The sequence below is a fragment of the Alloprevotella sp. Lung230 genome (genome assembly GCF_014385435.1).
Taxonomy (GTDB): Bacteria; Bacteroidota; Bacteroidia; order Bacteroidales; family Bacteroidaceae; genus Alloprevotella.
Genome location: NZ_JACSUD010000013.1, coordinates 25394 through 47741, shown reverse-complemented (window position 1 = coordinate 47741; position 22348 = coordinate 25394). Strand labels below are relative to the sequence as shown.

20 protein-coding genes are annotated in these 22348 nt (G+C 53.2%); all 20 read right to left on the bottom strand.

Going from position 1 to position 22348, the window contains the following annotated elements:
* Positions 1-50 precede the first annotated feature (50 nt).
* Positions 51-1373 (bottom strand): ABC transporter permease, encoded by a 1323-nt coding sequence (locus H8527_RS07660; protein ID WP_187547059.1) that lies wholly within the window; start codon positions 1371-1373, stop codon positions 51-53.
* The gene (locus H8527_RS07655) at positions 1366-2286 is read right to left on the bottom strand and encodes an ABC transporter ATP-binding protein (protein ID WP_187547057.1); all 921 of its coding nucleotides are present in this window, start codon (positions 2284-2286) and stop codon (positions 1366-1368) included. The genes H8527_RS07660 and H8527_RS07655 overlap by 8 nt, the downstream gene beginning before the upstream one ends.
* A 23-nt stretch (positions 2287-2309) precedes the next feature.
* On the bottom strand, positions 2310-3233 hold the full coding sequence (locus H8527_RS07650) for a cation diffusion facilitator family transporter (RefSeq protein ID WP_187547056.1): 924 nt from the start codon (positions 3231-3233) through the stop codon (positions 2310-2312).
* Between the two features lie 14 nt (positions 3234-3247).
* Positions 3248-4015: a UDP-2,3-diacylglucosamine diphosphatase gene (locus H8527_RS07645; protein WP_187547054.1), complete on the bottom strand. Its 768-nt coding sequence runs from the start codon at positions 4013-4015 to the stop codon at positions 3248-3250.
* Between the two features lie 55 nt (positions 4016-4070).
* Complete coding sequence (locus H8527_RS07640) at positions 4071-4889, bottom strand: ComF family protein (protein WP_187547052.1); 819 nt, start codon at positions 4887-4889, stop codon at positions 4071-4073.
* 34 nt (positions 4890-4923) lie between these two features.
* On the bottom strand, positions 4924-5244 hold the full coding sequence (locus tag H8527_RS07635; protein ID WP_187547050.1) for a metal-sulfur cluster assembly factor: 321 nt from the start codon (positions 5242-5244) through the stop codon (positions 4924-4926).
* 21 nt (positions 5245-5265) lie between these two features.
* Positions 5266-5985: a DNA repair protein RadC gene (gene radC / locus H8527_RS07630; protein ID WP_187547048.1), complete on the bottom strand. Its 720-nt coding sequence runs from the start codon at positions 5983-5985 to the stop codon at positions 5266-5268.
* A 10-nt stretch (positions 5986-5995) separates the two neighbouring features.
* A complete protein-coding gene (locus tag H8527_RS07625) occupies positions 5996-7036 on the bottom strand; it encodes a glycosyltransferase (protein WP_187547046.1) in 1041 nt (346 codons plus the stop codon).
* Between the two features lie 430 nt (positions 7037-7466).
* Positions 7467-8819, bottom strand: coding sequence for an MFS transporter (locus tag H8527_RS07620; protein ID WP_187547044.1), 1353 nt, complete (start codon positions 8817-8819; stop codon positions 7467-7469).
* A gap of 42 nt (positions 8820-8861) precedes the next feature.
* On the bottom strand, positions 8862-11543 hold the full coding sequence (locus tag H8527_RS07615; protein WP_187547042.1) for a 4-alpha-glucanotransferase: 2682 nt from the start codon (positions 11541-11543) through the stop codon (positions 8862-8864).
* Positions 11544-11615: 72 nt separating this feature from the next.
* The gene (locus H8527_RS07610) at positions 11616-11987 is read right to left on the bottom strand and encodes a hypothetical protein (protein WP_187547040.1); all 372 of its coding nucleotides are present in this window, start codon (positions 11985-11987) and stop codon (positions 11616-11618) included.
* Positions 11988-12015: 28 nt separating this feature from the next.
* On the bottom strand, positions 12016-13632 hold the full coding sequence (locus H8527_RS07605; protein ID WP_187547039.1) for an MFS transporter: 1617 nt from the start codon (positions 13630-13632) through the stop codon (positions 12016-12018).
* A gap of 241 nt (positions 13633-13873) precedes the next feature.
* Positions 13874-16045 (bottom strand): S9 family peptidase, encoded by a 2172-nt coding sequence (locus H8527_RS07600; protein ID WP_255498550.1) that lies wholly within the window; start codon positions 16043-16045, stop codon positions 13874-13876.
* Positions 16046-16152: 107 nt separating this feature from the next.
* Complete coding sequence (yidC, locus tag H8527_RS07595) at positions 16153-18045, bottom strand: membrane protein insertase YidC (protein WP_187547037.1); 1893 nt, start codon at positions 18043-18045, stop codon at positions 16153-16155.
* Positions 18042-19646, bottom strand: a complete 1605-nt coding sequence (locus H8527_RS07590) for a CTP synthase (protein WP_187547036.1) — start codon at positions 19644-19646, stop codon at positions 18042-18044. The genes yidC and H8527_RS07590 overlap by 4 nt, the downstream gene beginning before the upstream one ends.
* A 13-nt stretch (positions 19647-19659) precedes the next feature.
* Positions 19660-19929, bottom strand: a complete 270-nt coding sequence (locus H8527_RS07585) for a PqqD family protein (RefSeq protein ID WP_187547035.1) — start codon at positions 19927-19929, stop codon at positions 19660-19662.
* A gap of 43 nt (positions 19930-19972) precedes the next feature.
* Entirely contained in the window at positions 19973-20431 is a 459-nt protein-coding gene (locus tag H8527_RS07580) for a S24/S26 family peptidase (RefSeq protein ID WP_187547033.1), read from the bottom strand.
* Positions 20418-21317, bottom strand: a complete 900-nt coding sequence (locus tag H8527_RS07575) for a hypothetical protein (RefSeq protein WP_187547031.1) — start codon at positions 21315-21317, stop codon at positions 20418-20420. The genes H8527_RS07580 and H8527_RS07575 overlap by 14 nt, the downstream gene beginning before the upstream one ends.
* 23 nt (positions 21318-21340) lie before the next feature.
* A complete protein-coding gene (locus tag H8527_RS07570) occupies positions 21341-21802 on the bottom strand; it encodes a hypothetical protein (RefSeq protein WP_187547030.1) in 462 nt (153 codons plus the stop codon).
* 87 nt (positions 21803-21889) lie between these two features.
* Positions 21890-22276, bottom strand: a complete 387-nt coding sequence (locus H8527_RS07565) for an L-rhamnose mutarotase (RefSeq protein WP_187547029.1) — start codon at positions 22274-22276, stop codon at positions 21890-21892.
* Positions 22277-22348: the final 72 nt, after the last annotated feature.

Here is a 22348-nt window from a genome sequence, read left to right as displayed (position 1 = left end):
TCTCTGAGGTAGAAATTTCTATCTCAGAGATAAATTTTCGGGCTTCAAGTCTACTTATACCGCATCCATTTCAGCATCTCTTTGAGGGTGGGCTTTTTGCCGTACATCAAGATGCCGACGCGGTAGATCTTTGCGGCTGCCCAAACCATACCGAGGGAGGTAGCATAGAGTAAAACAAGGCTCAACACTTCCTGCCAAAGCGGTACGGAGAAGGGGATGCGCACCATCATGACGATGGGGGAGGTGAGAGGGAAGAGGGAGGCCCAGAAAGCCAGCGGCCCGTTGGTGTTCTCAACGCTGCCCATAGCGGCATAGAGACCGAACATCATGAGGAGTATTACGGGCAGAGTGAATTGCGAAGAATCTTCTTGAGCATTGACCGAAGCTCCAACAGCGGCGAAGAAAGAGGCAAAGAGAAGATAGCCTCCGATGAAATAGAGGACGAACATCACCCCGAGTTCAAGCAGAGGGAGGTTCATCAGCGCTGTGAACATTTCGTTGTTGTCTCCGGAGGCTGCTTGTGCCAGCGCTTGTGGGTCGGCACCGGTTATTGCGGTGAGTTCGGCACCGGGGGCTGCTCCCATACCAGTATCGGCTCCAAGTAAACTACCCACTACGGTGGTGATGATGCCTATCATGATGCCCCAAATGAGGAGTTGGGTGAAGCCGACGAGGGCAACTCCGATGATTTTTCCCATCATCAGTTGGAAGGGTTTTACACTCGACACCATAATTTCCATGATACGGTTGGTCTTTTCTTCCATCACGCTTTGCATCACCATACCGCCGTAGGTGAGTACGAAGATGTAGATGAGCATTGTGAAAACGAAACCTGCACCGATGGCCAAGTCGGAGGAGGAGAACGTTTCCTCACCGTCTTTGCCCCACTTGACCGTGGTGACGGAAAACTCCTGCTGGACATCGTCGATAATGTTGTCGAGCTGTGGGATGTTGTAGGCTTTGAGTTTTTCCTTGCGTAGTTGTGTGGTGAGGACATCTTCGATGGTGCGCTGCAAGTCGGTTTGGATTTCGCGCTTCCCATAGATAGTCACCGCTTTGGGATTGCGGCTGACAAGGTCGCTGATTAGCACCACGGCCTCCACATCGGTGGTGTCGCTCTTGAACTCGGGACGTAGGGCTTTTTCGGCAGAAAAGAGGTAGTGTTCGTCGGAATGAAAGAGAGGGAAATACTGCCCAGTCTTGTCGATGATGACCACTTTCTGTTGCTCGTCGCTTTTGATTTTTCCTAAGAGAAACGGTACGGTGGCGATGGCGGCAAAAAGGAAGGGCATGAGGAGGGTGAGCAGAATGAACGACTTTTTGCTCACGCGCGTGGTGTATTCGCGCAAAATGATGATGAGGGTCTTATTCATGGTTGGCTTCGCTTACGGTTTGAACAAAAATATCGTGCATGCTGGGCATGGTCTCTGAGAAACTGCGGATGGCTGCATCGCCCGCCACCTGTGCCATAAGTTGTGAGGCGTTCACATCAGTGGCTGCCCGAAGTTGGTAGGTGGTGAGGCCGCGGAGGGTGTTCACGCTTTCGATGGTGTAGAGTTCGGGGCGTTCTTGCACAGCACCGTTTTCCACCACGACTTGGAAGGTGCCGTTGCGGAAGCGGTTGCGCACCTCGTCCACACCGCCGCTCAGCACCACTTGCGAACGGTTGATCAGCGCGATGTCGTCGCAGATTTCTTCAACACTGCTCATGTTGTGGGTGGAGAAGATGATGGTGTGCCCTTTGTCACGGAGTTCGAGGATTTCTCGCTTCAACAGATCGGCGTTCAAGGGGTCGAAGCCAGAGAACGGTTCGTCGAAAATGAGAAGTTCGGGAGCGTGGAGGACAGTGATGATAAACTGCACTTTCTGCGCCATACCCTTAGAGAGTTCCTCAAGTTTCTTGTTCCACCAAGGCATGATGTCGAGGCGTTCGAACCATTCGGTAAGGCGCAGTTTGGCCTCTTTGCGCGACAAACCTTTGAGCTGTGCCAGATAGATGGCCTGTTCTCCTACTTTCATCTTTTTGTAGAGACCGCGCTCTTCGGGTAGATAACCGATGTTGAACACGTCGTTGGGGGCAAGTGGATGACCACAGAACATCACCTCTCCACTATCGGGAGCGGTGATGCGGTTGATGATGCGGATGAGGGTCGTTTTTCCGGCACCATTGGGCCCGAGCAGACCGAAAATCTTTCCACGCTCTACGTTGATGGAAACGTCGTTGAGAGCGGTGTGTTGTGCGAAGCGTTTGCAAACGTGGCTCGCAGTGAGGAGGTATTCTTTCATAAAATGAGGTTGTCTTAGGAGGTTTAGCAACAAGTCTTGTCGGCACACTCGGTTCCGGCTTCTTCGATTTCGAAGGTGGTGTGCCCGATGTGGTGATGGGCAAGGGCGTGTTTCAACTCTGCTTTTTGAAAGTCGTGAAGCGCCATGCCTTCTTTCAGCACCAAGTGGACGGTGAGCGCATTTTGTGCGCTGCTCAACGCCCACACATGGAGATGGTGCACCGAGGCTACGCCGGGGAAGGTGCGGATGAGGGTTTCAATCTCCTCTTTATGGATTTGCTTGGGGACACCATCGAGAAGCAACTTGGTGCTTTCGGAGAGCAGCGACCAAGTGGACAGTAGAATGACACCTGCAATGACAAGGCTGATGATGGGGTCGGTGAGCGTCCAGCCCGTAAGGGCGATGATACCGCCGGAGACCACTACTCCTACTGAAACGAGTGCGTCGACCAAGAGATGAAGAAAGGCTCCTCGAACGTTGATGTCGTCCTTCTGCCCCTGATGGAAAAGATAGGCCGAAAGTCCGTTGATGACAATGCCGATACCGGCTGTAATCATAATGACACCGCCAGGCAATTCCGGAGCGGAGATAAGGCGTTCGATACTTTCGATGACAATTTTGATGACAATGCTCACCAAAAGTACGGCATTGATGAGAGAGGCAAAGATGGAGGCTTTTTTGTAGCCATAGGTGTAGAGGGCAGTTGCTGCCCGTTGTGCCAATTTCAGTCCGATGAGTGAAATTACCAAACTGGCCACATCGCTTAGGTTGTGGCTGGCATCGGAAATCAGCGCCAAAGAGTCGGTGTGAAACCCCACTCCATATTCCAGCACGGTGTAGAGTAGATTCACCCCAATGCCGATGTAGAAGGCGCGGTTTAAGCTGCTGAGGTTGTCCACCGAATGATGGTGATGATGGTGGTCGTGATGGTGATGTTCGTGTGCCATGGTTTCTTGTGGGTTTAAGGTTCGGTTTCTCCTTCGATATATTCCTCCAAGAAAAGGTGTTCGCCATCGAACACAGCATAAGTGAAAAGCGTGATCCAATCGCCGAGAATAATGACGCGTGCCGTGCGGGAAAGCATGAGGTCATAGTCGATGTGGCGGTGTCCGAAGAGGAAGAAATTGATGTCGGGATGGTCTTTTAGGTATTCCTTGGCAAAGACGATGAGCGGCTCTTTGTCTTCACCCTTAAAAGGTTCTTCCCGTCCGTCTTCTCGCTTGAGACGGCTGTGCTTTGCCCATTCTAAACCGAAATCCATGGCCCAACGTGGGTGGATGGCGGCAAATAGTTTTTGGGCAAAACGATTGTGGAAGAGCGCACGGAGGAAACGGAAGCCTCGGTCCTGCACGCCCACGCCGTCTCCGTGGGCCAGGTAGAACATTTTGCCGTAGAGCTCCACGGTGCAGGCGGTCTCCTTGTGGAGCACAACGCCGCATTCCTCCACGAGATAGTCGGTCATCCACAGGTCGTGGTTGCCCGTGAAGTAGTGTACTTCTACACCGAGGTCGGTGAGCTCGGAGATCTTGCCCAAAAAGCGGGTGAAGCCACGGGGTACCACGGTCTTGTACTCGTGCCAGAAGTCGAACATATCGCCCAGCATATATATGGCACCGGCTTTATGCTTGATGCTGTCGAGGAAGCGCACCAAACGGCGCTCTTGCATACGGCGGCTTTCGATGGCACGGCTGCCGAGATGGGCGTCCGATAGGAAGTAGATGGGTTTCATAATCTAATCAAGTTGTTCTCTGAAATGTCAAAGAGGGGGGGCAGCCGATGGAGGATTACGGCTTGTGATATTTCCGCACCACGTGGTTTTGCGCATCGGCTGTGGCATCGGAGAGATGCAGATCGTCGGGCGAAAGCCGCCCCACATGATAGCGTCCGGCAGCGCAAAGCGCCAGCAGACTCACCCGCAGGTGGGGGACCGGACGGAGGGTTTGCAGCAGACTGAGCAGGGTGGCGCCCACCGTGATGACATCGTCGATGACGACAATGTGTCGGCCGGCGAGGGCGTCTGCATCGACCACAGCAAAGATGTCCCTGACGTTGTCTCGGCGCTGCGAAGGGTCGAGGGTGGTCTGCGAGGGATTGTCGACCACACGAGCGATGGCGGTCGTGAGGAGAGGCAACCCCGTCGCCTGCGCCACACCCTTGGCCAGGTGCTCGCTCTGATTGTAGCCGCGCTTGCGTAAACGTTGTGCCGAGAGGGGGACGGGCACCAAGGCGTTCACTCCCTCAAAGAAATCGCTGTCCAGCAGTTCGCGCCCCATCGCCTCGCCCATGAGTTGTGCCAAATCCTTGCGCCCGTAGTATTTGAACTCGTGCACCACCTTGGAGATGGCGTATTCGGGTTTGTACCAAGCATAGGCGCTGACACGCTGCACCATCGGTTCGCTCCAGAATAGCCGTTCCAGCATATTGCCCGAAGCTCCACGCAGATGGGTGTAGGGGATGTTGAACCAGCAGCTTGGGCAGATTTCGCCTTTGAACTCCGACCGGCCACACATGGGACAGCGCTCGTCAATCAGTACGCTCAGTGCTGCACGGAGGGCGGTGAGTAGCGAGGGCCACCAGCGATGAAGGAAAGAGGGGAGGGGCATAGAAGAGTAGAGAGAGCCGTGGAGCGAAGAGGGTTTAGAGAAAACCGAGGTCGAGTTTGGCCTCTTCGCTCATCATGTCGCGATCCCATTCGGGTTCAAACACGAGGTTGAGGCGCACGTCTTTCACGCCTTCCACACCTTCGGTTTTCATGCGCACATCTTCCATGATGAAGTCGGCCGCCGGGCAGTTGGGGGCGGTGAGGGTCATGTCGATTTCGAGCAGACCATCATCGGCCAGGTCGATGTTGTAAATCAGTCCGAGGTTGTATATGTCTACGGGAATTTCAGGGTCATAGACGGTTTTGAGCACTTCGACAATGCGCTCTTCGATTTGTAGTTTTTCGTTGGGAGTCATGTGGTTGTTGTCTTAAAGGGGTTATAACTTTCCTGCATCGGCGTAACTGTAATAGTCGCCATCGATGAGGACAATGTGGTCAATCAATTTGAGTTGCATCGTGCGGCACGCCTGTGCCAATCGTTGGGTCAGTTCGTCATCGGCATGCGAGGGCTTCTTGTTGCCCGAGGGGTGGTTGTGGCAGAGGGCGACATGGACGGCATCGCACACCAAGGCTTCGCGCAGCACCACGCGCAAATCGCAGAGCGAAGCATCAATGCCGCCGCGAGAAATCATCACGCTGCGGATGAAGCCCAACTGCTGATTGAGAAAGAGAGCGTGTACCTCCTCGGTGGAACGTCCGCGCAGTCGTGGATAGAAGTGGTGGTAGATGTCTTCGGAGGAGCGAAATAATTGTGGGCGAAACTCCTCTCGCTCATGCCGTACGCCCAGTTCGCACGCGGCCAAAATGGTGATGGCTTTGGCCGGACCGATGCCGTTGTAAGCACAGAGTTCCTCGATGGACTTTCGTCCGAGGAGGCGCAAACTGCCGTTGCAGTCGTTGAGCACGCGGCGCATTAGGGCAACGGCATCTTCCTTCGCCGAACCGCTGCCCACCAATATGGCCAACAGTTCGGCCGGCGACAAGTCATCACGCCCACCGGCCATGAAACGTTCGCGTGGGCGTTCGTCCACTGCCCAATGCTTGATGGGCTCTTTTTGCGGATGGGCGATGGGAGTGGAGGGTTCGAGCAGCTTCATAAAGGAGAAGTTACTTGTAGAAGTTTTTCTTGAACGCCTCAAACTCACCGCGTTTCAGAATCAAGCGTTCCCACACCGCCCGCAGAAAGCCTGTGCCGTAGCCCATGAGCTGAACGAAAGCAGCAGGGACAGCCAAGATGCCCACGATGAAAGAACGAGAAGAAAGGGTGGCCGAAAGCAAAATGAGCACAATGTAGACACCCAGCGGAGCGAGAAACAGGCCGGGCAGGTCGTGCACAAAATCCTTGCCCCCGACCATGGCATAGGCCACAGCTGACACCAAAGCGCCCAGCACGCAAAAGAGGACACCGAGGGTGAATACGGCCGGCAACAGATGCACCAACTTCAACGTGCCGGGATGACGTTTGGTCAGGTTGATGCGCGCAATACCGCTGTTGTGCACTTGCTTGAAAAACTTCCGTAAGTCGGTGCGGCGCTTGTGGAACACCCATGCTTCTGGAAACAGACGGCAGCGGTAGCCTCCTTTGAATATGCGTGTTGAGAAGTCGATGTCTTCGCCAAACCGCATGGCCGAAAAGCCGCCTAAGGCTTCGTAGACCTCACGCTTCACCCCCATATTAAAAGAGCGTGGGTAGAACTTATCCATTTTGGCCTTACCACCGCGAATGCCGCCCGTGGTGAAAAAGGAGGTCATCGCAAAGTTGATGGCCTTCTGCATCGGAGTGAAGGACGCATGCGCGCGGTCGGGGCCACCAAACGCATCGCAAGGTTCAGCAGCAAGTTCGGCATCAATGGCTGCCAGATAGCCCTCCGGCACCAGGACGTCGCTGTCGAGAATCAGCACATAGTCGCCCACAGCACGTGCCACACCATAGTTGCGTGTTTGTCCCGGCCCGCTGTTGGGCTTGTTGAAATAGCGTACGTTGAGCCGTGAGGCATAGCGCTCCACGATTTCACCACAGGGCACCGAACTGCCATCTTCTACAATGATGACTTCAAAATCTTTGACCGTCTGATTGAGCAAACTCTCCAGTAGTTCATCGCATTCCTCCGGACGGTTGTACACGGGGACGATAATAGAATATCTCATAAACTGAAAAATAAAGCTGAAAAGGGAGAAAATCTCCAGTGCAAATATACGATTTTGTGTGCAAGTTGCCAAGAAAACAAGTGGGAATGAATATCACCTTCTTCTTTTTAGGGAGGCTAAATTTCCTTTTGCTGGATATCAATAAAAATCCGCAATGCTTAACAGAAGACATTGCGGATTTTTTTTGAGTTGGTTGTTAATCCATTAGGACAGCGTAAAATCCATTTTTTAAGTAGGCATTCAAAATTAATTGATAATAGAGAAGTAGAAAACTACCTACGACTAAAATAGCTACGATTAATTTTGAAGACCTACTTATCCACATTGTTCCCAGAACGCGATTAGCTCCACTACTATAAGTCCAATCTGCACCCTCGGCCTACCATTTATAATGAAATGCAACAGACATGGTTGTTAGGATGAATATGGTTTACTTTTCTTTGATTAGGAAGACTGCGCCTGCTCCAACGAAGAGGAAGAGGCCGGCAAGCACCAGCATATTGACTTCAGGCGCTAAATGGCCGGGCGTAGTGAAGAGGTGGAGGATAAGTCCGCCCAACGATGCGGCCACAATCTGTGGCAGGCAGATGGTGCCGTTGAACAACCCGAGGTAAGTGCCCATGTGCCCACCCTTCAAGGAGTTGGTGAGGATGGTGAAAGGCAGTGCCAACATTGCCGCCCAAGCACAACCGATGAGGGCGAAGCTCACAAAGAGGAGGTACTGGTCGTGGATGAAGAAGGTGGACACAAAACCGATGCCGCCCAAGACGAGGCTGAGGGCGTAGATGAAGCGGCGGTTTTTGAACTGGGGAATGACCACGGCCCACAGCACAGAACCGACCGCTTGAACGGCAAAGAGAATGCCCACCCAGTTGCCGGCGTTGTTGTACTGCTCGCTGGTAGTGTCGAGCACAACCGCCGTCCCTTTTAGGAGGGTGGGAGCGTCGAAAGCATTGGCAGCAACCGTTCCATTGGTGTAGGTCCACATGAACATAAACGCTGCCCAGCAGAAGAACTGTACCAAGCCTACCGTCCAAAACGTCGTGGGAGCTTTGCGTAGGAGCGTGATGATGTCGGCCTTCTCCGGCTTTTGGGTCGGTTGTGCTTCTGCCACGCCATGATATTCGTTGTAGAGGGAAGGTGGATATTCTTTGACCTTGATGGTCGTGTAGAGCACACACAAAATCAAGATGGCTGCACCGCCGTAGAAAGAGTAAATCACAGTGTCGGGCACTTGCCCTTTCTTGGCTGTGTTGCTAACTTCAAGCCAAGCGAGTACAAACGGGAAGAGGAACCCCACAAGGCTGCCGGCATTACAGAGGAACGACTGGATGGAGTAGGCTTTGGTCTTCTGCTCTTCGTTGACCATGTCGCCCACCATCATCTTGAAAGGTTGCATGGCGATGTTGATGCTCGTGTCGAGAAACATCAGCGCGATGAGGCCAAACATCATGGCGGTGCTCACTGCCATACCGAAACTACCGGCGTTTGGCAGAAGCACCATAACTGCAACGGCAATGAGTGCTCCGACGAATAGGTAGGGGATGCGACGGCCGAATCGTGTCCATGTTTTGTCGGAAAGCACACCGATGATGGGCTGTACAATGATGCCCATCAAGGGAGGGAGAATCCAGAAGTAGGACAGGCTGTGCGGGTCGGCACCGAGGGTGGAGAAGATGCGCGAGATGTTGGCACTTTGGAGGGCATAAGCGATTTGCACTCCGAAGAATCCAAAACTCAGATTCCAAAGACTCCAAAAGGATTGATTGGGGATTTGTTTCATGGCAGGAGGAAAGAAAAGGGAAACCATGTGGGGGGGACGCCCTTAGGCGCGCCCACTTTGTTCGACAAGTTGTGTGATGCGGCTGTTGAACGCTGCTTGTTTCATCAGGCTTTCGAGACTGATGTGCATGCGGTAGCGCCAATAGTGCTGCGCATTGGCCGGTACATTGATGCGCTCGGCATCTGCATTGGGCAGGCGCAACTGTTCGTCGATGGCGAGCCAATCCTGCAAGGCCAGTATGCAGAGCAAGGAGGGGCTTTCGAGGTGACGCCGCACGATCTCTTCACAAATCCAGCCGAGGGCTTCGGCCGGCACATCGCCTCCACGACCCAGTACGTTATAATAGTAGCGTGCCGTGACTTGACTGTCCTCCTTCCACCAGCCGCGCATCGTGGCCATATCGTGCGTGCCGATGGTGCAAACCGAGCGGAAGGGATATTCGGAAAGTTGGCCGAACTCGTGGTGTGGGTTCTTGGGCATGCGTTCAATCTCCAAGGAGAGGACTTGGAGTTCGTTCATCACCCAAGGCACACAGTCGGGCACCATTCCGAGGTCTTCTCCACAGGGCAGCATAGAGGTGGCCGCACAGATTTCGGGGAGTTTCTGCATCGCGCAGTCATACCAGAAGTGGGTGTGCCGCTCGTAGAAGTAGTGGTTGTAAAGGCGGTTGAAAGCCTCCTTCTCGTGCCCTTGCAGCCGCTCGAAGAGGAGCGTTTGCTGGGCAGCGATGCGCGGATGATAAAGGCCGCGTTGCTTGCTGTCCTCCACAAACAAAACATTGTTGATGAGCGCAAAGAGGCCATCGCGCAGATGAGCTGCATTGTGGATGCGGTCGCCTTCTTTGTGGAAGTAGGCCTCTACGGCACGCTGAGTGGCAAACTCGGGGCGCAGGCACCAAACATCGTAGTGCGAGTGGGTGAGGAAAGTGCGCTTCACCCACTCCTCCTGTTCGCCGAAGATGCGCCGCAGGATGTCGTCACAAATGAAAGGCTGCGTCATGAAGTCGCGCTGGAAGCGCAAACCAAAGCCGTTGATCTCGTCTTCGCTCATGGGCAAAGCCGGAGAGAATTGCCCCAACAAGCCCTGCACACTGTGGGTGGGGATTTCCCAAATGCGGAAGAAACCGAGAATGTGGTCGATGCGGTAGGCCGTGAAGTACTGCGCCATGTTGGAGAAACGACGCTTCCACCACAGATAGCCATCTTGGCGCATGGCCTCCCAGTTGTAGGTGGGGAAGCCCCAGTTTTGCCCATTGGCCGAGAAGGCATCGGGTGGCGCACCGGCCTGTCCGTTCAGATTGAAATAGAAAGGTTCTACCCATGCTTCCACCGAGTTGCGAGAAATGCCGATGGGGATGTCGCCCTTCAAGATGACGCTGTGCTCGCGGGCATAGCGACTCACAGCTAAGAACTGTACATGGAGGAGATATTGGACATAGAAATAGTAGGCAATCTTCTCGTACTCCGGGCTTTCAGGACGGCAAAGAGCATCAATGGCCTGCGCATTGTAGACCGCGTGTTCGGGCCACTCACCGAAGTTGGCCGTCCCGAACTTGTCGCGCAAATAGGAGAAAGCGGCATAGGGGCGTAACCAATGGGCAGCGTGCGCCATAAAAGCCTTGAAGGACTCGCTCTTCAGCACTTCTTTTCCACTTTCGCGGAACACGAGTCGGAGGAAGTCGCGTTTGAGTTTGTTGACGCGCTCATAGTCTATCTCTGGCAGCGCATTGAGCTGGCGGAACTGCTTTGCAAACTCTGCCTGTTTGGCAGCCTCCTTGAGTTGCGGGACTTGCCTCAAGTCCACATACATCGGGTGGAGCGCATAGTTTGAAATGGGGTTGTAAGGATAAGAGTCCGTCCACGTTCCCGTGATGGTCGTGTCGTTGATGGGAAGCACTTGCAGCGCACGCTGATGCGTGAGCACTGCCCAGTCTACCATCTGCTTCAAGTCGCCAAAATCGCCTACGCCCTGGCTGTGCTCGCTTCGTAGAGCAAAGATAGGCACGGCCGTTCCGGCTACTTTCTGTGCCGTGGAGGGAAAATAAAGTTCCTGTTCGGGGAGCATATAGTGAACGCCCAAATCCAATTCGGGGACGTAGAGTCGGTGATTGTCGCCACCTTCCCACTCGGCCAAAGCGTGCGTTTGCGCATCGAGCGCTACAAATTTATACTCGCTGCAGCCGGTGAGTTGGAACACATCGAGCGTCAAATGCCAGACATTGGGCTTCACCTCTTCGAAACAAATGGCATTTTCCACCTTCCAGTTTCCCAACGCTTCGCCGGCGCCCACGATGGCCAATACTTGCCCCTTCTGGTGGAGGGTGGGGCAAAGCACACGCAGCGTGATGGATGACTTGGCGATGGAGGGTGTGGCATAATCGGCAGAGGGGAAGTCGCCGGAGAAAGCCGATGAGAAAAGATAGCCGGCCCAAGGCTGGTCGCGCCAATAGTCCGTCATCATGTAGAGGGCGTTGGTGGGACTCTCTAGGTGCATTGTATGCAGGCAGGTACCGCGTTCGCGGCGCACGCACACATCCTCGCGCCAAACGCTGTAGCGATAGGCCACCACTTCACCGGCATGATGTCCGGCACCGTCTAAACAGCCCTCCCACACTTCGCCATCGGTTGTGGTCAAGGCCAAGGCAACGCCTTCCTGCCCGTCTATCTCAACGGCGAGGTGCTCTCCCCATTGTGCTTTGTAGGTAATTCTGAATGTCAGCATCATAGTGTTTATTGTTTGTTGTATACGAAAAAAGGGGGCGGCATCACCTCCATTACTCGCACTGTGTGCACAAAATTACGATTTTCTTTTGATTTGCCAAATCAAGGTGGCAGAAAATTCATACCCTTTTGCAGCATCATTCCTGTATCTCTCTGTTTTACAGCGCAATCTGTCGCCAGAAAAAATCCGCTTTGTGGCGACAAAACGCCAAGGCGTGGCGTTTTGTCGCCACAAGGGTGGCGTTTCATCGCCACGGCGCGGAGAAAGCACTCCAAGGGTATGGAAATAAAAGCCCAACAGCATGAAAGTAAAAAGAGAAAGGTTCTGTAGCTTCTTTCCTGAGAATAGCCCCAGAATTCTTGGGGAAAGCTTCTCAGGCTTGACGGAGATTTGCCACCACCTTGCACCATACGCAATCAGGGTCGAATGCCCGAAGAAAGCATTCAACCCTGATGAGAGGAGTGGGGGAAAAGGTTTATTCCTTGATGTTGGGTTCTTCCAGCCCGAGGCCTTTGGCACGATCCACTTGCTTGAGCACAAAGCCGAGGATGAGGGCTGCCACCCCAAGAGAGGCGAGCATGAGGAGCGGGTTGGTGTAGTTGAGTTGCGTGGGGTCGGTCACACCGGGGTTGCTCTTGTCGAGTACCTTACCGATGAGCATGGGGAAGAGCCACAAACCGATGTTTTGAATCCAGAAGATGAGGGCGTAGGCCGAACCGATGATTTTGGCATCCACCAATTTGGGCACACTCGGCCAGAGTGAGGCGGGGACGAGCGAGAAGGAAGCACCCAGCACGAGGATGGTGGTGTAGGCAATGATGATGCCACCCACTTCGTTGCCCTTGAAGGCGGGCAGGACAAAGGCGAAAGTGAGGTGGCAAGCGATGAGGAGGATGGAGCCGAGTACGAGCATCGAAGCGGCCTTGCCCTTGTGGTCGACGTAGTTGCCAAGGATGGGGGTGATGCCGACGGCCAAGAGGGGGAACACGGAGAAGACTGTGGCGGCCGACTGGCGCATGTAGCCCATATAGCAGAAAGCCACGAGGGCAATCACGGTGATGCAGAGGAAGGGTGCTTTGAGGCTTTTCTTCACGAAATTGCTGGCGAAAGAAGTGCCGGCCACAACGAGCATGATGAGATATTGCACGATGGTGACGGTGTTGCCGGCCCAGAAGCTGCCGGGGTTGAGTTCGTGGAAGGTGAGGTTGCATTGGAGCATGTTGACGGCATACTTCTGGAACGGGAAGATAGCAGAGTAGTAAAGCACGCACAAGAGAGCAACCAACCAGAAACCGCTGCTGGTGAGGATAGCGCCGAGGTCGGACACCTTGAAGGGGTCGTCCTTCTCTTCAGCTTCACCAGTCTGAGCATCAAGTTTGCGGTCCATGAAGAAATAGACGATGAACATCATCATGGCAATCATCAGCAGGACAACACCGAAGGCCACGGAGCGCGACACATCGATGACGCCGCTAAGGCGCGCAAACATCGGGGAGAAAATCATACATGTGGCCACGCCTAAGCGAGCCAAGGCCATCTCGGAGCCCATGGCAAGCGCCATCTCACGGCCTTTGAACCACTTCACGATGCCGCGAGACACCATGATGCCGGCCATTTCGACACCGCAACCGAAAATCATGAAACCGACCGCGGCAAACTTGGCCGAGGCGGGCATGCCTTCATAGAACGGGGCGATGCCGAGCTCTTGAAAGCCGGGGATGTAATTGAGGTGGTTGGTGAACCACACATCGAGCGCGCTGCCTTGGAAGGCTTCAGTCACGGCATACCAGTTGATGCAGGCGCCGACGAGCATCACTGCCCCCGAGAGTAGGGCGGTGAAGCGGACGCCCATTTTGTCGAGGATGATGCCGGCGAAGATGAGGAAGAAGACGAAGACGTTGAGGAAGGTTTCGCTGCCTTGCATCGTGCCGAAGGCGGTGGAGTCCCATCCACGGGTGGATTGCATCAAGTCTTTGATGGGAGAGAGGATGTCCATGAAGATGTAGGAACAGAACATCGCGAAGGCCAGCAGCAGGAGGGCGGTCCAGCGCATGGCTTCGGAATCTCTCAGTGTTTTGAGGTTGTTGCTCATAATGGTGTTGTTTTGTTGTTAGGTTTGTTTCGTTGTCGTGGAGGCTTTTAAGTAGGTGTTCAGAATGAATTGATACTATATTTGTTCCATTTTTTCGTCAGGTCGTCTTTGTCAAGAAGGAGTGTAGCGGGCTACACGACTGATGAACAAAGACGAGATGGCGGAAAAGGGAGACAAAGAGGGTATCAAAGTAGAGAACAGCCTATAAGTAAGATAACTACGATTAATTTTGAACACTTACTTATTGCTTCAGCCACTTGTCGAGCCAGCGGAAGAAGGTACGCTGCCAGAGGATACCGTTTTGGGGGCGCAGCACCCAGTGGTTTTCTTCGGGGAAGAGGAGCATTTGGGCAGGAATTCCGCGCAGGCGGGCTGCGGTGAAAGCACTTTGCGCTTGGGTGTACTCGATGCGGAAGTCTTTCTGTCCGTGGATGCAAAGGATGGGCGTATCCCAACGATCCACGTAGAGATGGGGCGAGGTTTGGAACACCTTTTGGGTTTGTCCGGCCTCATTGCGGTGCCAGGGTGCGGCGCCCATATCCCAGTTGGCAAACCATAGTTCTTCGGTTTCGAGGTATTGCTGCTGCACATTGAAGATGCCATCGTGGGCAATGAAGGCCTTGAAGCGTTTGTTGTGGTTGCCGGCAAGCCAGTAGACGCTGAAGCCACCAAAGGAAGCACCGACAGCGCCAAGGCGGTCGCGGTCTACGTAGGACTCGCGAGCGATGTCGTCGATGGCACTAAGATAGTCTTGCATGCAGAGCCCGGTGTAGTCACCGCTGATTTCTTCGAGCCACTCTTTGCCGAAACCGGGAAGGCCGCGGCGATTGGGGGCAATGATGATGTAGCCTTGTGCCGCCATGATTTGGAAGTTCCAGCGGTAGCTCCAGAATTGCGAAACGGGACTTTGAGGGCCGCCCTCGCAGAAGAGTAAGGTGGGATATTTCTTCGTCGGGTCGAAGTGTGGAGGATAGACGACCCAGCTCAGCATATCTTTGCCATCCACCGTCTTAGTCCATCGCTCTTTGACTTCACCGAAAGCAAGATGGTCGTAGTAATACTTGTTTTCCTGGGTGAGTTGTGTGGGCGTTCCTTTTTTGACATCTACCAAGAATATTTCGTCGGCAGCAGCCATAGAGTGCCGCTTCGTGAGAAGTTGCTTCCCGTTAGGCAGGACTCCCACCAGGACGTAGTCGGCTTGCTCGTTGGTGATGGGCTTGTGCTCTCCCCGCAGGTTGGTGGAGTAGAGGTTGGTCTTGCCGTGCCAAACACCGGTGAAATAGAGACTTTTGCTGTCAGGCGCCCAGCAGAAAGCATCCACTCCGCTGTCGAAGCGTTCGGTGACGTAAGTCTTGCTGCCGGTGGTCAGGTTGTAGACACAAAGGCGGGTGCGGTCGCTCTCGTAGCCATCACGCTCCATGCTGCTCCATGCGATGTATTTGCCATCAGGGGAAAACTGTGGATTTTGGTCGTAACCCACATTGCAATCTTGCGTTTGGCGGTTGATGGACTGATGTTGCAGGCTGCGCGTATAGTCAGTGTCGGTGGGCGCTTGCCAACCTTCGGGCTTGCAGAGGTTGCGCGTTTTGCCGGTGGCGAGGTCATAGAGGAAGATGTCGCTGTCGGTAGAGATGGCGTAGTCGCGCCCTGTCTTCTTTCGGCAGGTGTAGGCTACTTGGTCCGAGTTGGGCGACCATGCCAACTGTTCGTTGCCCCCAAAAGGCATCATGGGCGATTCAAAGGGTTCGCCTTCGAGAATGTCTTTGACATTGCTCACACGCTGCCCATCGAAATCCGCCACGAAGGGATGAGGGGCCGTCGTCACGTATTGGTCCCAATGCTTGTACATCAAATCGTTGATGACCATTCCGGTGGCTTTGGGGAGGTCGGCATCGTTTTCTTGGATGGAAGTGCGTTGCGCCACTTCTTTGACCAAGATGACGTGGCGTCCGTTGGGAGAGAAGAGAAAGTCGACGACATCGGTCGGCTCAAAAGAGATTTGGCGACGGTCGGTGCTCTCGGCGGTCATGGTCCACAGTTGGCTGCTGCCGCTTTCGCTCGTGAGGAAAGCAATGCGTTCGCTACCTTGGGCATCGACCACCCAGACCGGTCCGTTCTCGCTCTTAGCCGAGGTGGTGAGTTGTTGGGATTGCCGAGTCTTAAGGTCAAGTAGGTAAAGCACAGAGTGCGACTTGTTTTCTTTCACGCTGTAATAGCTGACACTATACACCGCTTTTGTGCCGGCCTGATTGATGCTCACCGAACCTATGCGCCCCATAGCCCAAAGTGCTTCAGGGGTCATAAGGTCGGATTTGAGTTCGATGTTTTGCCGACCGATGAAAGTTTGTGCTTCGGCTTCATTGGGCACGCTCACGCCGAGTGACGCCAGTGAGAGTGCAGTCATGGTAACCATGGTTTTGAAGGACATCGTTTGAGGGAATTAAAAACAAATAGAGACGCACCCCATGAGCACGTCTCTATCCATAGGGATTTTAGTTATCAGAATATGTGTGCCCCAAGTTAATGTTTTTGCCGGGTTTTGCGCTGTTGCTCCAAAGCTGCAGCTTGCTGTTCCTGCAAGGCTTGAAGGCGGGCTGCCAACCCACCAGGCTTTTTGTTGGGGTTGTTCTTGTTCTTCTCGAAGTAAGCTTCAAGTTTTGCCAAGAGTTGGGCATCATCGGTGGTGCGGCGGAGATACCACATGGTGAGGGCCGAAGCACCCAACGAGATGAAGTAATAGAAGTTCAAGCCGGCGCTATACTTGTTGAACATGAAGAAGAACATGAGGGGCATGAAGTACATCATATATTGCATCATCTTCATTTGCGCTGCTTGTTCGGAAGAAGAAGCGGCCATCGACTCACGTTGCTGGCGCATACTCATCACGGAGTAAAGAAGATTGGCCAGACAGAAGAGGATGCAGAAGAGAGAGAGATGGTTGCCCAAGCCCCAAACACTGGTACTCCAAGAGATGAGGTCGTCGTAGGCTGAGAGATCATCCGCCCAAAGGAAACTCTGCTGGCGCAATTCGATGGCGTTCGGCACGAAATTGAACATCGCAATCCAGATGGGCATTTGGATGAGCATCGGGAGGCAGCCTCCCATAGGGCTTGCTCCATATTGTGAATAGAGCGACATCACCTCTTGTTGCTTCTTGAGTGCATCTTCCTTGTTGGGATACTTCGCATTGATGGCGTCAATTTTAGGTTTGAGTACGCGCATCTTGGCAGAGCTCATGAAACTCTTGCGGGTGGGACTGTAGACAATGACGCGCAGCAAGAGGGTAATCAAAACCAGTACAAGCCACATCGGCAGGTTGAGGTCGGTGAGAAAGTCAAATACATAGACCGTGAAGAAGCGATTGATGAGGCGAACGATAGGCCAGCCGAGGTAAACGAGTTTTTGGAGATCAAGGTCGTTGTCGGAGAGTTTGTGTTTCTCCATTGACTGGAGGAGACGGAACTTGTTCGGGCCGAAATACCATTGGAATTGTGCCGCATGTTGGCCTGTGGGGTCAAACTGTGCGTCCATGGAAGCCGTGTAGTGCTTCAGATAGCCACTACCTTCTTCGAGTTGTTCGCTCTTGAAGTGAGCATTGCCCATCGGTTCTTTGGCAATGAAGCAACTGCTGAAATACTGGTTTTTGAAAGCAATCCACTCAACTGTCCCTTCGGCCTTCTCGTCGGCATCGCCTTGTTCTTTGAGCTTTTCGGTGTCACCGTTGCCCAATTTGTAGGTGAGCGTGGAGTACATGTTCTCAAAGTAGTACCCCTTTTCAAACTGCCGAACGCGGTCGTTCCACTCTATGCCGAAGGTCTTGTTTCTGGGTGAAAACAACTGCTGCATGCCCTCGGTGCGCACAGCCATATTGAGCATATAGTCTTCGGTGAGTTGATAGTCAAAAGCAATCTTCTCACCATTCTTGCCCGTGATGACCATGCTCACGGCATTGGGCTTTTGCTGTTCGGCCGTAAAATAATAGTCGGAGGTTGAGATGTTTTCTCCTTTGGTCTCAAAGTTGAAATTCATCGCCGCGTCTTTCTCATTGTAGAGCAATAGAGCCGCGTCTTTCTCTTGCTTGTAGTCCGCGTACGAGCGATATTCGTGGAGGGTTACTCCGGCTACCTGCCCGCCTCGTGGGTTGATGAGCACCGTCATCTTTTTGTTCTTGAGGACAATGGGCGCTTGCTGTGTGGGTTGAGCAGCCGTGAAGAAGATAGACGTGCTGTCTGCAACGTGTGCCGACGCTGTCGCTGGTGACGTAGTAGACTTTGAGGAATTCCTATCGGCCTGGGTGGGGGTCGGTTGTTCCTCATTGGCCGCGGGCTCAGGTTTTTGCTGGGAAGACCAATAGGTGAAGCCAAACAGCACAAGTGCCATCAAGGCAAACCCTATGATATTGTTTTTGTTCATTTACTGTTTTCTATTGCTGTTTTGATAAAATCAAGGAAGAGGGGGTGGGGGTGCAGTACCGTCGAAGAGTATTCGGGGTGGAATTGCGTGCCAATGAACCAGGTCAGTTCCGGAATTTCGACAATTTCCACCAAACCGCTTTCCGGATTTGTGCCCACGCATTTCATACCTTTTGCTTCATATTGCTCCACATAGTCATTGTTGAACTCATAGCGGTGGCGGTGGCGCTCACGGATGGTCGGGCTGTCGTAGATGGCACGAACGCGCGAACCTTCGCGCAAGTCGCATTCGTAACCACCGAGACGCATGGTGCCTCCCATGTTGGTGATGTTCTTCTGCTCCTCCATGATGTCGATGACATTGTGAGCCGTCTTGTTGTTGAGTTCGGTCGAATGGGCATCAGCATAACCTAAGACATTGCGTCCAAACTCCACGACCATCATCTGCATGCCTAAGCAAATGCCGAAGGTCGGCAGGTTGTGTTCGCGGCAGTAGCGTGTAGCAATGATTTTGCCTTCTGTGCCGCGTTCTCCAAATCCAGGGCAGATGATGTAGCCACTCATGCCTTTCAGCATCTCGGCCACATTGTCGGAATGAATGTTTTCTGAGTTGATGAAGTGGCAACGCACTTTGCGGTCGTTGTAGACACCGGCTTGTTGGAGCGCTTCCGTGATGGACTTGTAGGCATCTTGCAGGTCGTACTTTCCGACAAGACCGATGTTAAGTTCTTCGGTGGCATTGGCTCTGCGCTCAATGAAAGCACGCCAAGGGCCTAATCCCGGTGTTTCGCCAATGGGCATTCCGAGTTTTTCGAGGATGACCCGGTCTAAGCCTTGGTCTTGCATACCCACTGGAACCTGATAGATGGAAGGCATATCGGGGCTTTGGAACACGGCATCGGGGCTTACATTGCAGAAGTTGGCTACCTTCTTGCAGAGGGCCGGGGTGAGAGGATGTTCAGTACGGAGCACAAGAATGTCCGGCTGTATACCTTCGCTTTGCAGTTCTTTGACGGAGTGTTGTGTCGGTTTGGTCTTCAACTCGCCTGCGGCTGCCAAGTAGGGCACATAAGTGAGGTGGATGCACACGGCATTCCGTCCGAGTTCCCATTTGAGTTGGCGAATGGCTTCCACGAAAGGCAGACTTTCTATGTCGCCGATGGTGCCACCGATTTCGGTGATGACGAAATCATATCCTCCTTTTTTGCCCAGGAAGAGCATGTCGCGCTTAATCTCATCGGTGATGTGCGGCACCACTTGAATGGTTTTGCCGAGGTAGTCGCCACGACGTTCCTTGTCGATGACGCTTTGGTAGATGCGTCCTGTGGTGAAGTTGTTGTAGCGCGTGGTCTTGATGCCCGTGAAGCGCTCGTAGTGTCCGAGGTCGAGGTCCGTCTCCTGTCCATCGTCTGTCACATAGCATTCACCATGTTCGTAGGGGTTGAGCGTGCCCGGGTCGATGTTGATGTAGGGGTCGAACTTCTGAATCGTGATGTTGAAACCTCTTGCTTGCAGAAGTTTACCGATGGAACTGGCAATGATGCCTTTTCCGAGCGATGAAGCAACACCACCCGTGACGAAGATATATTTTGTTTCAGCCATGATGAAATGAGTTTTATGCGATAACAGCGATGTTAATCAGCTCGTTTAAGAGAGCTTGCACATCTTTCTCCAGATCAGCTTTGGGTACGTCGGGATAGTTCTTCTCTAAGAAATCAACCACTTCTGCCGTGGTGAAATCTTTTCCCACAAAATGGGTGTAGATTTCGGCAGCTGTTTCATTCAGATTGATGAGGTGATCAAAGTTGATGCTTTCGATACCCATGGCGATGAGAATCTTTTCACCACAGATGTCGCGGAGTTCAAATGAATCTTTGAATTTCATATAGGGGCATTGATAAGAATGGACGGAGATAATGGAAGAAAGCTTAGTGGAACAAGCGGTAGAATGCCAATAGATAACGGCGGAAGGGCTTGAAGAACAACCAGATGGAGGAGTACGTTCGCCATTTCCAACCGCTGACGGAATCCAACTCGGTGCGCCCTTTGCGGTAGAAGCCTTGTGCTATCCCCACAACGTCTTTTCGATAGGTGTGCTCTATGATTCCGACATTGCCATCGCCTTGCAGCGTGAGCATTTTCCCATCAACCCGAACGATGCGGTGGAGGACATATTCCCCTTCGGTGGTGAGTGCTAAGACCACATCACCTCGCTTCAACTGTTCCGCGCGGCAGGGAGCCAGCAACACTTCGTCGCGCTCGTGCTCCACAAAGATGCGCATGCTCCAACCGCGTACGCGGAAGCGTGCCGTGTGCCCGGCGTTGATGAGTCGCTGCACTTCTTCCACAAACAGCTGTTTGGGAATGTTCAGCTTATGCTTTTCCATGCGCTTGGGTCATTGTGGCATGGCTGAGGTGTGCAGCTGCTGCATTGGGGAGGCACTCCAAATCAAAACTCGGCACTTGGGCAATCACCGCATTCACGGTGTCGCAAATGACGGTGTAGGAGGACTTGTCCCACACCATGGTCGAAGTAGAAGAGAGTAGGGAAGCAAAGGCTTCTATCTTAGAGAGGGGACGAATGGCGTTGTGCGGAGCTTGGTGCAGGCGCAGAAAACCACCTGCCGCAGCACGTTCTTGCTTGTAGCAATGCGTCTTTCCACTCCAAGGCGACCCGTAGATACCCACGCTTCCATCGGGTTCTAAGCGCACCACGGGGTTGTCGTCGTTGAGCAAAGTCGCACCGGCAATGTTGTCCAGCCACAGTCGGCAATGCGTGCTTTTTCCCGTGCCGCTCTTACCTTGAAACAGATAGGCACGCCCTTCCATAACGGGCACAGAGGCATGGATGAGCAAAAGGCGGTGATAGGCTCCCGCAAAAGCAAAGGCTATCATGATGGCATTGTCCAGCCCGAAAGCCTGCTGTGTCGTGTCGCCTATCAATGTGACTCGGCAGTGGGAAAAATCGGCATCGGTTTCGAGACGACAGAACGTCCGCTCCTGAAGGTCGGCGATGTGGATGTGGTAGCCGCCTGTCGGCATGCGCCAAACGTGATGCCACAAGTCGCCATTGTCGAAATGCCCAACCTCTTCAAAGCCCTCGGTGTTGCTATCCACCAGCGTGTCTCCCACCAGAAGATGAAAAATAAGTTCACCGCGATACTCTTTCACAAAGAAGGGAGCGCTCGAGGGAAGCAGTTGCTGATAGGGTGCAGTTTCTTCTTGGAACTCCACGCAATAAACTTCCTGGGCTACGGAAAAATGCAATTTCATAGACTAAGTCAGAAAGAGCAGGATTACTGCACACTTGCTGCTACGCTTGCAGCGGTACGGAATTGAAACTCTTGCGCTGCAATTTCTTTGACTTCTAAACGCAAGGGCTGGTGCTTTCGCTGGGTTAGCTTCTTGTTGAGTTGCAGGCGTTTGCTTTGTGCCTTGTTCTTTGAAAGGGCAAAGAACACAGCTGCCGTCTGATGCTTAGTGCCGAACTTGTCGGCCAAAAATCCTGCGAATTGCGAGGAGTAGGCTTCGCGATGCAGGAGGAAATGCTTCTTGTCCAACAAATCGGCAGCAGTCAGTTCGGTGATGTCGCTCACGTAGATGATGCTGTCACTGAGGTTCTGAGAAACTCCGAAGACGTAGATGGTCTGTAACTTCGGAGCAGGCTGTGTTGTTGGGACGGTGGCTTCTTGAGCCGAAAGGGAGAGCGGCAACACGGCCAGCGCGATGAGCAAGAGAAAGAAGACTTTACGCATCATGAAGGAAAACTGAAATATAAAAAAACTTGCTGCAAAGTTAATCATTTATCGCAACACTGCAAAGTCTACGCTTTCTTTTCCTACCGCCTACTCCTCGTAGACGTGGAAGATGCGCTCCATAGGCTGCCACTTTTCTTGGCTGGCAGCACCGGCGGCCGCTTTCTGAAATTGGGCTACAAAATCTTCCCATTCGGCTTGTCGGGGCACATTGCCCATGCGCTGCATCACCTCGTCCCATTCGGCATCAGCAGCCAGTTCCACAATCATCACCAGACGCGTGCCGAGGAGAAAGATTTCCATCTCCAGGATGCCGCTGTCTTTGATGCCTTGTAGGATTTCTGGCCAAATGCCTTGGCGGGAGTGATAATAGCGATACTGCTTGATGAGATCGGGACTGTCTTTCAAGTCGAGGGTTTGCACGTAGCGCTTGCAGGCCGTGCTGTGTTGTCGGAGGGGATAGCCGATGATGGACATGATAAAAAAGGTGTTGAGGGTTGAAAGAAAAAAACGTTCCGGACATTCTGTTCAGGTGAAGCCGGAAAGACA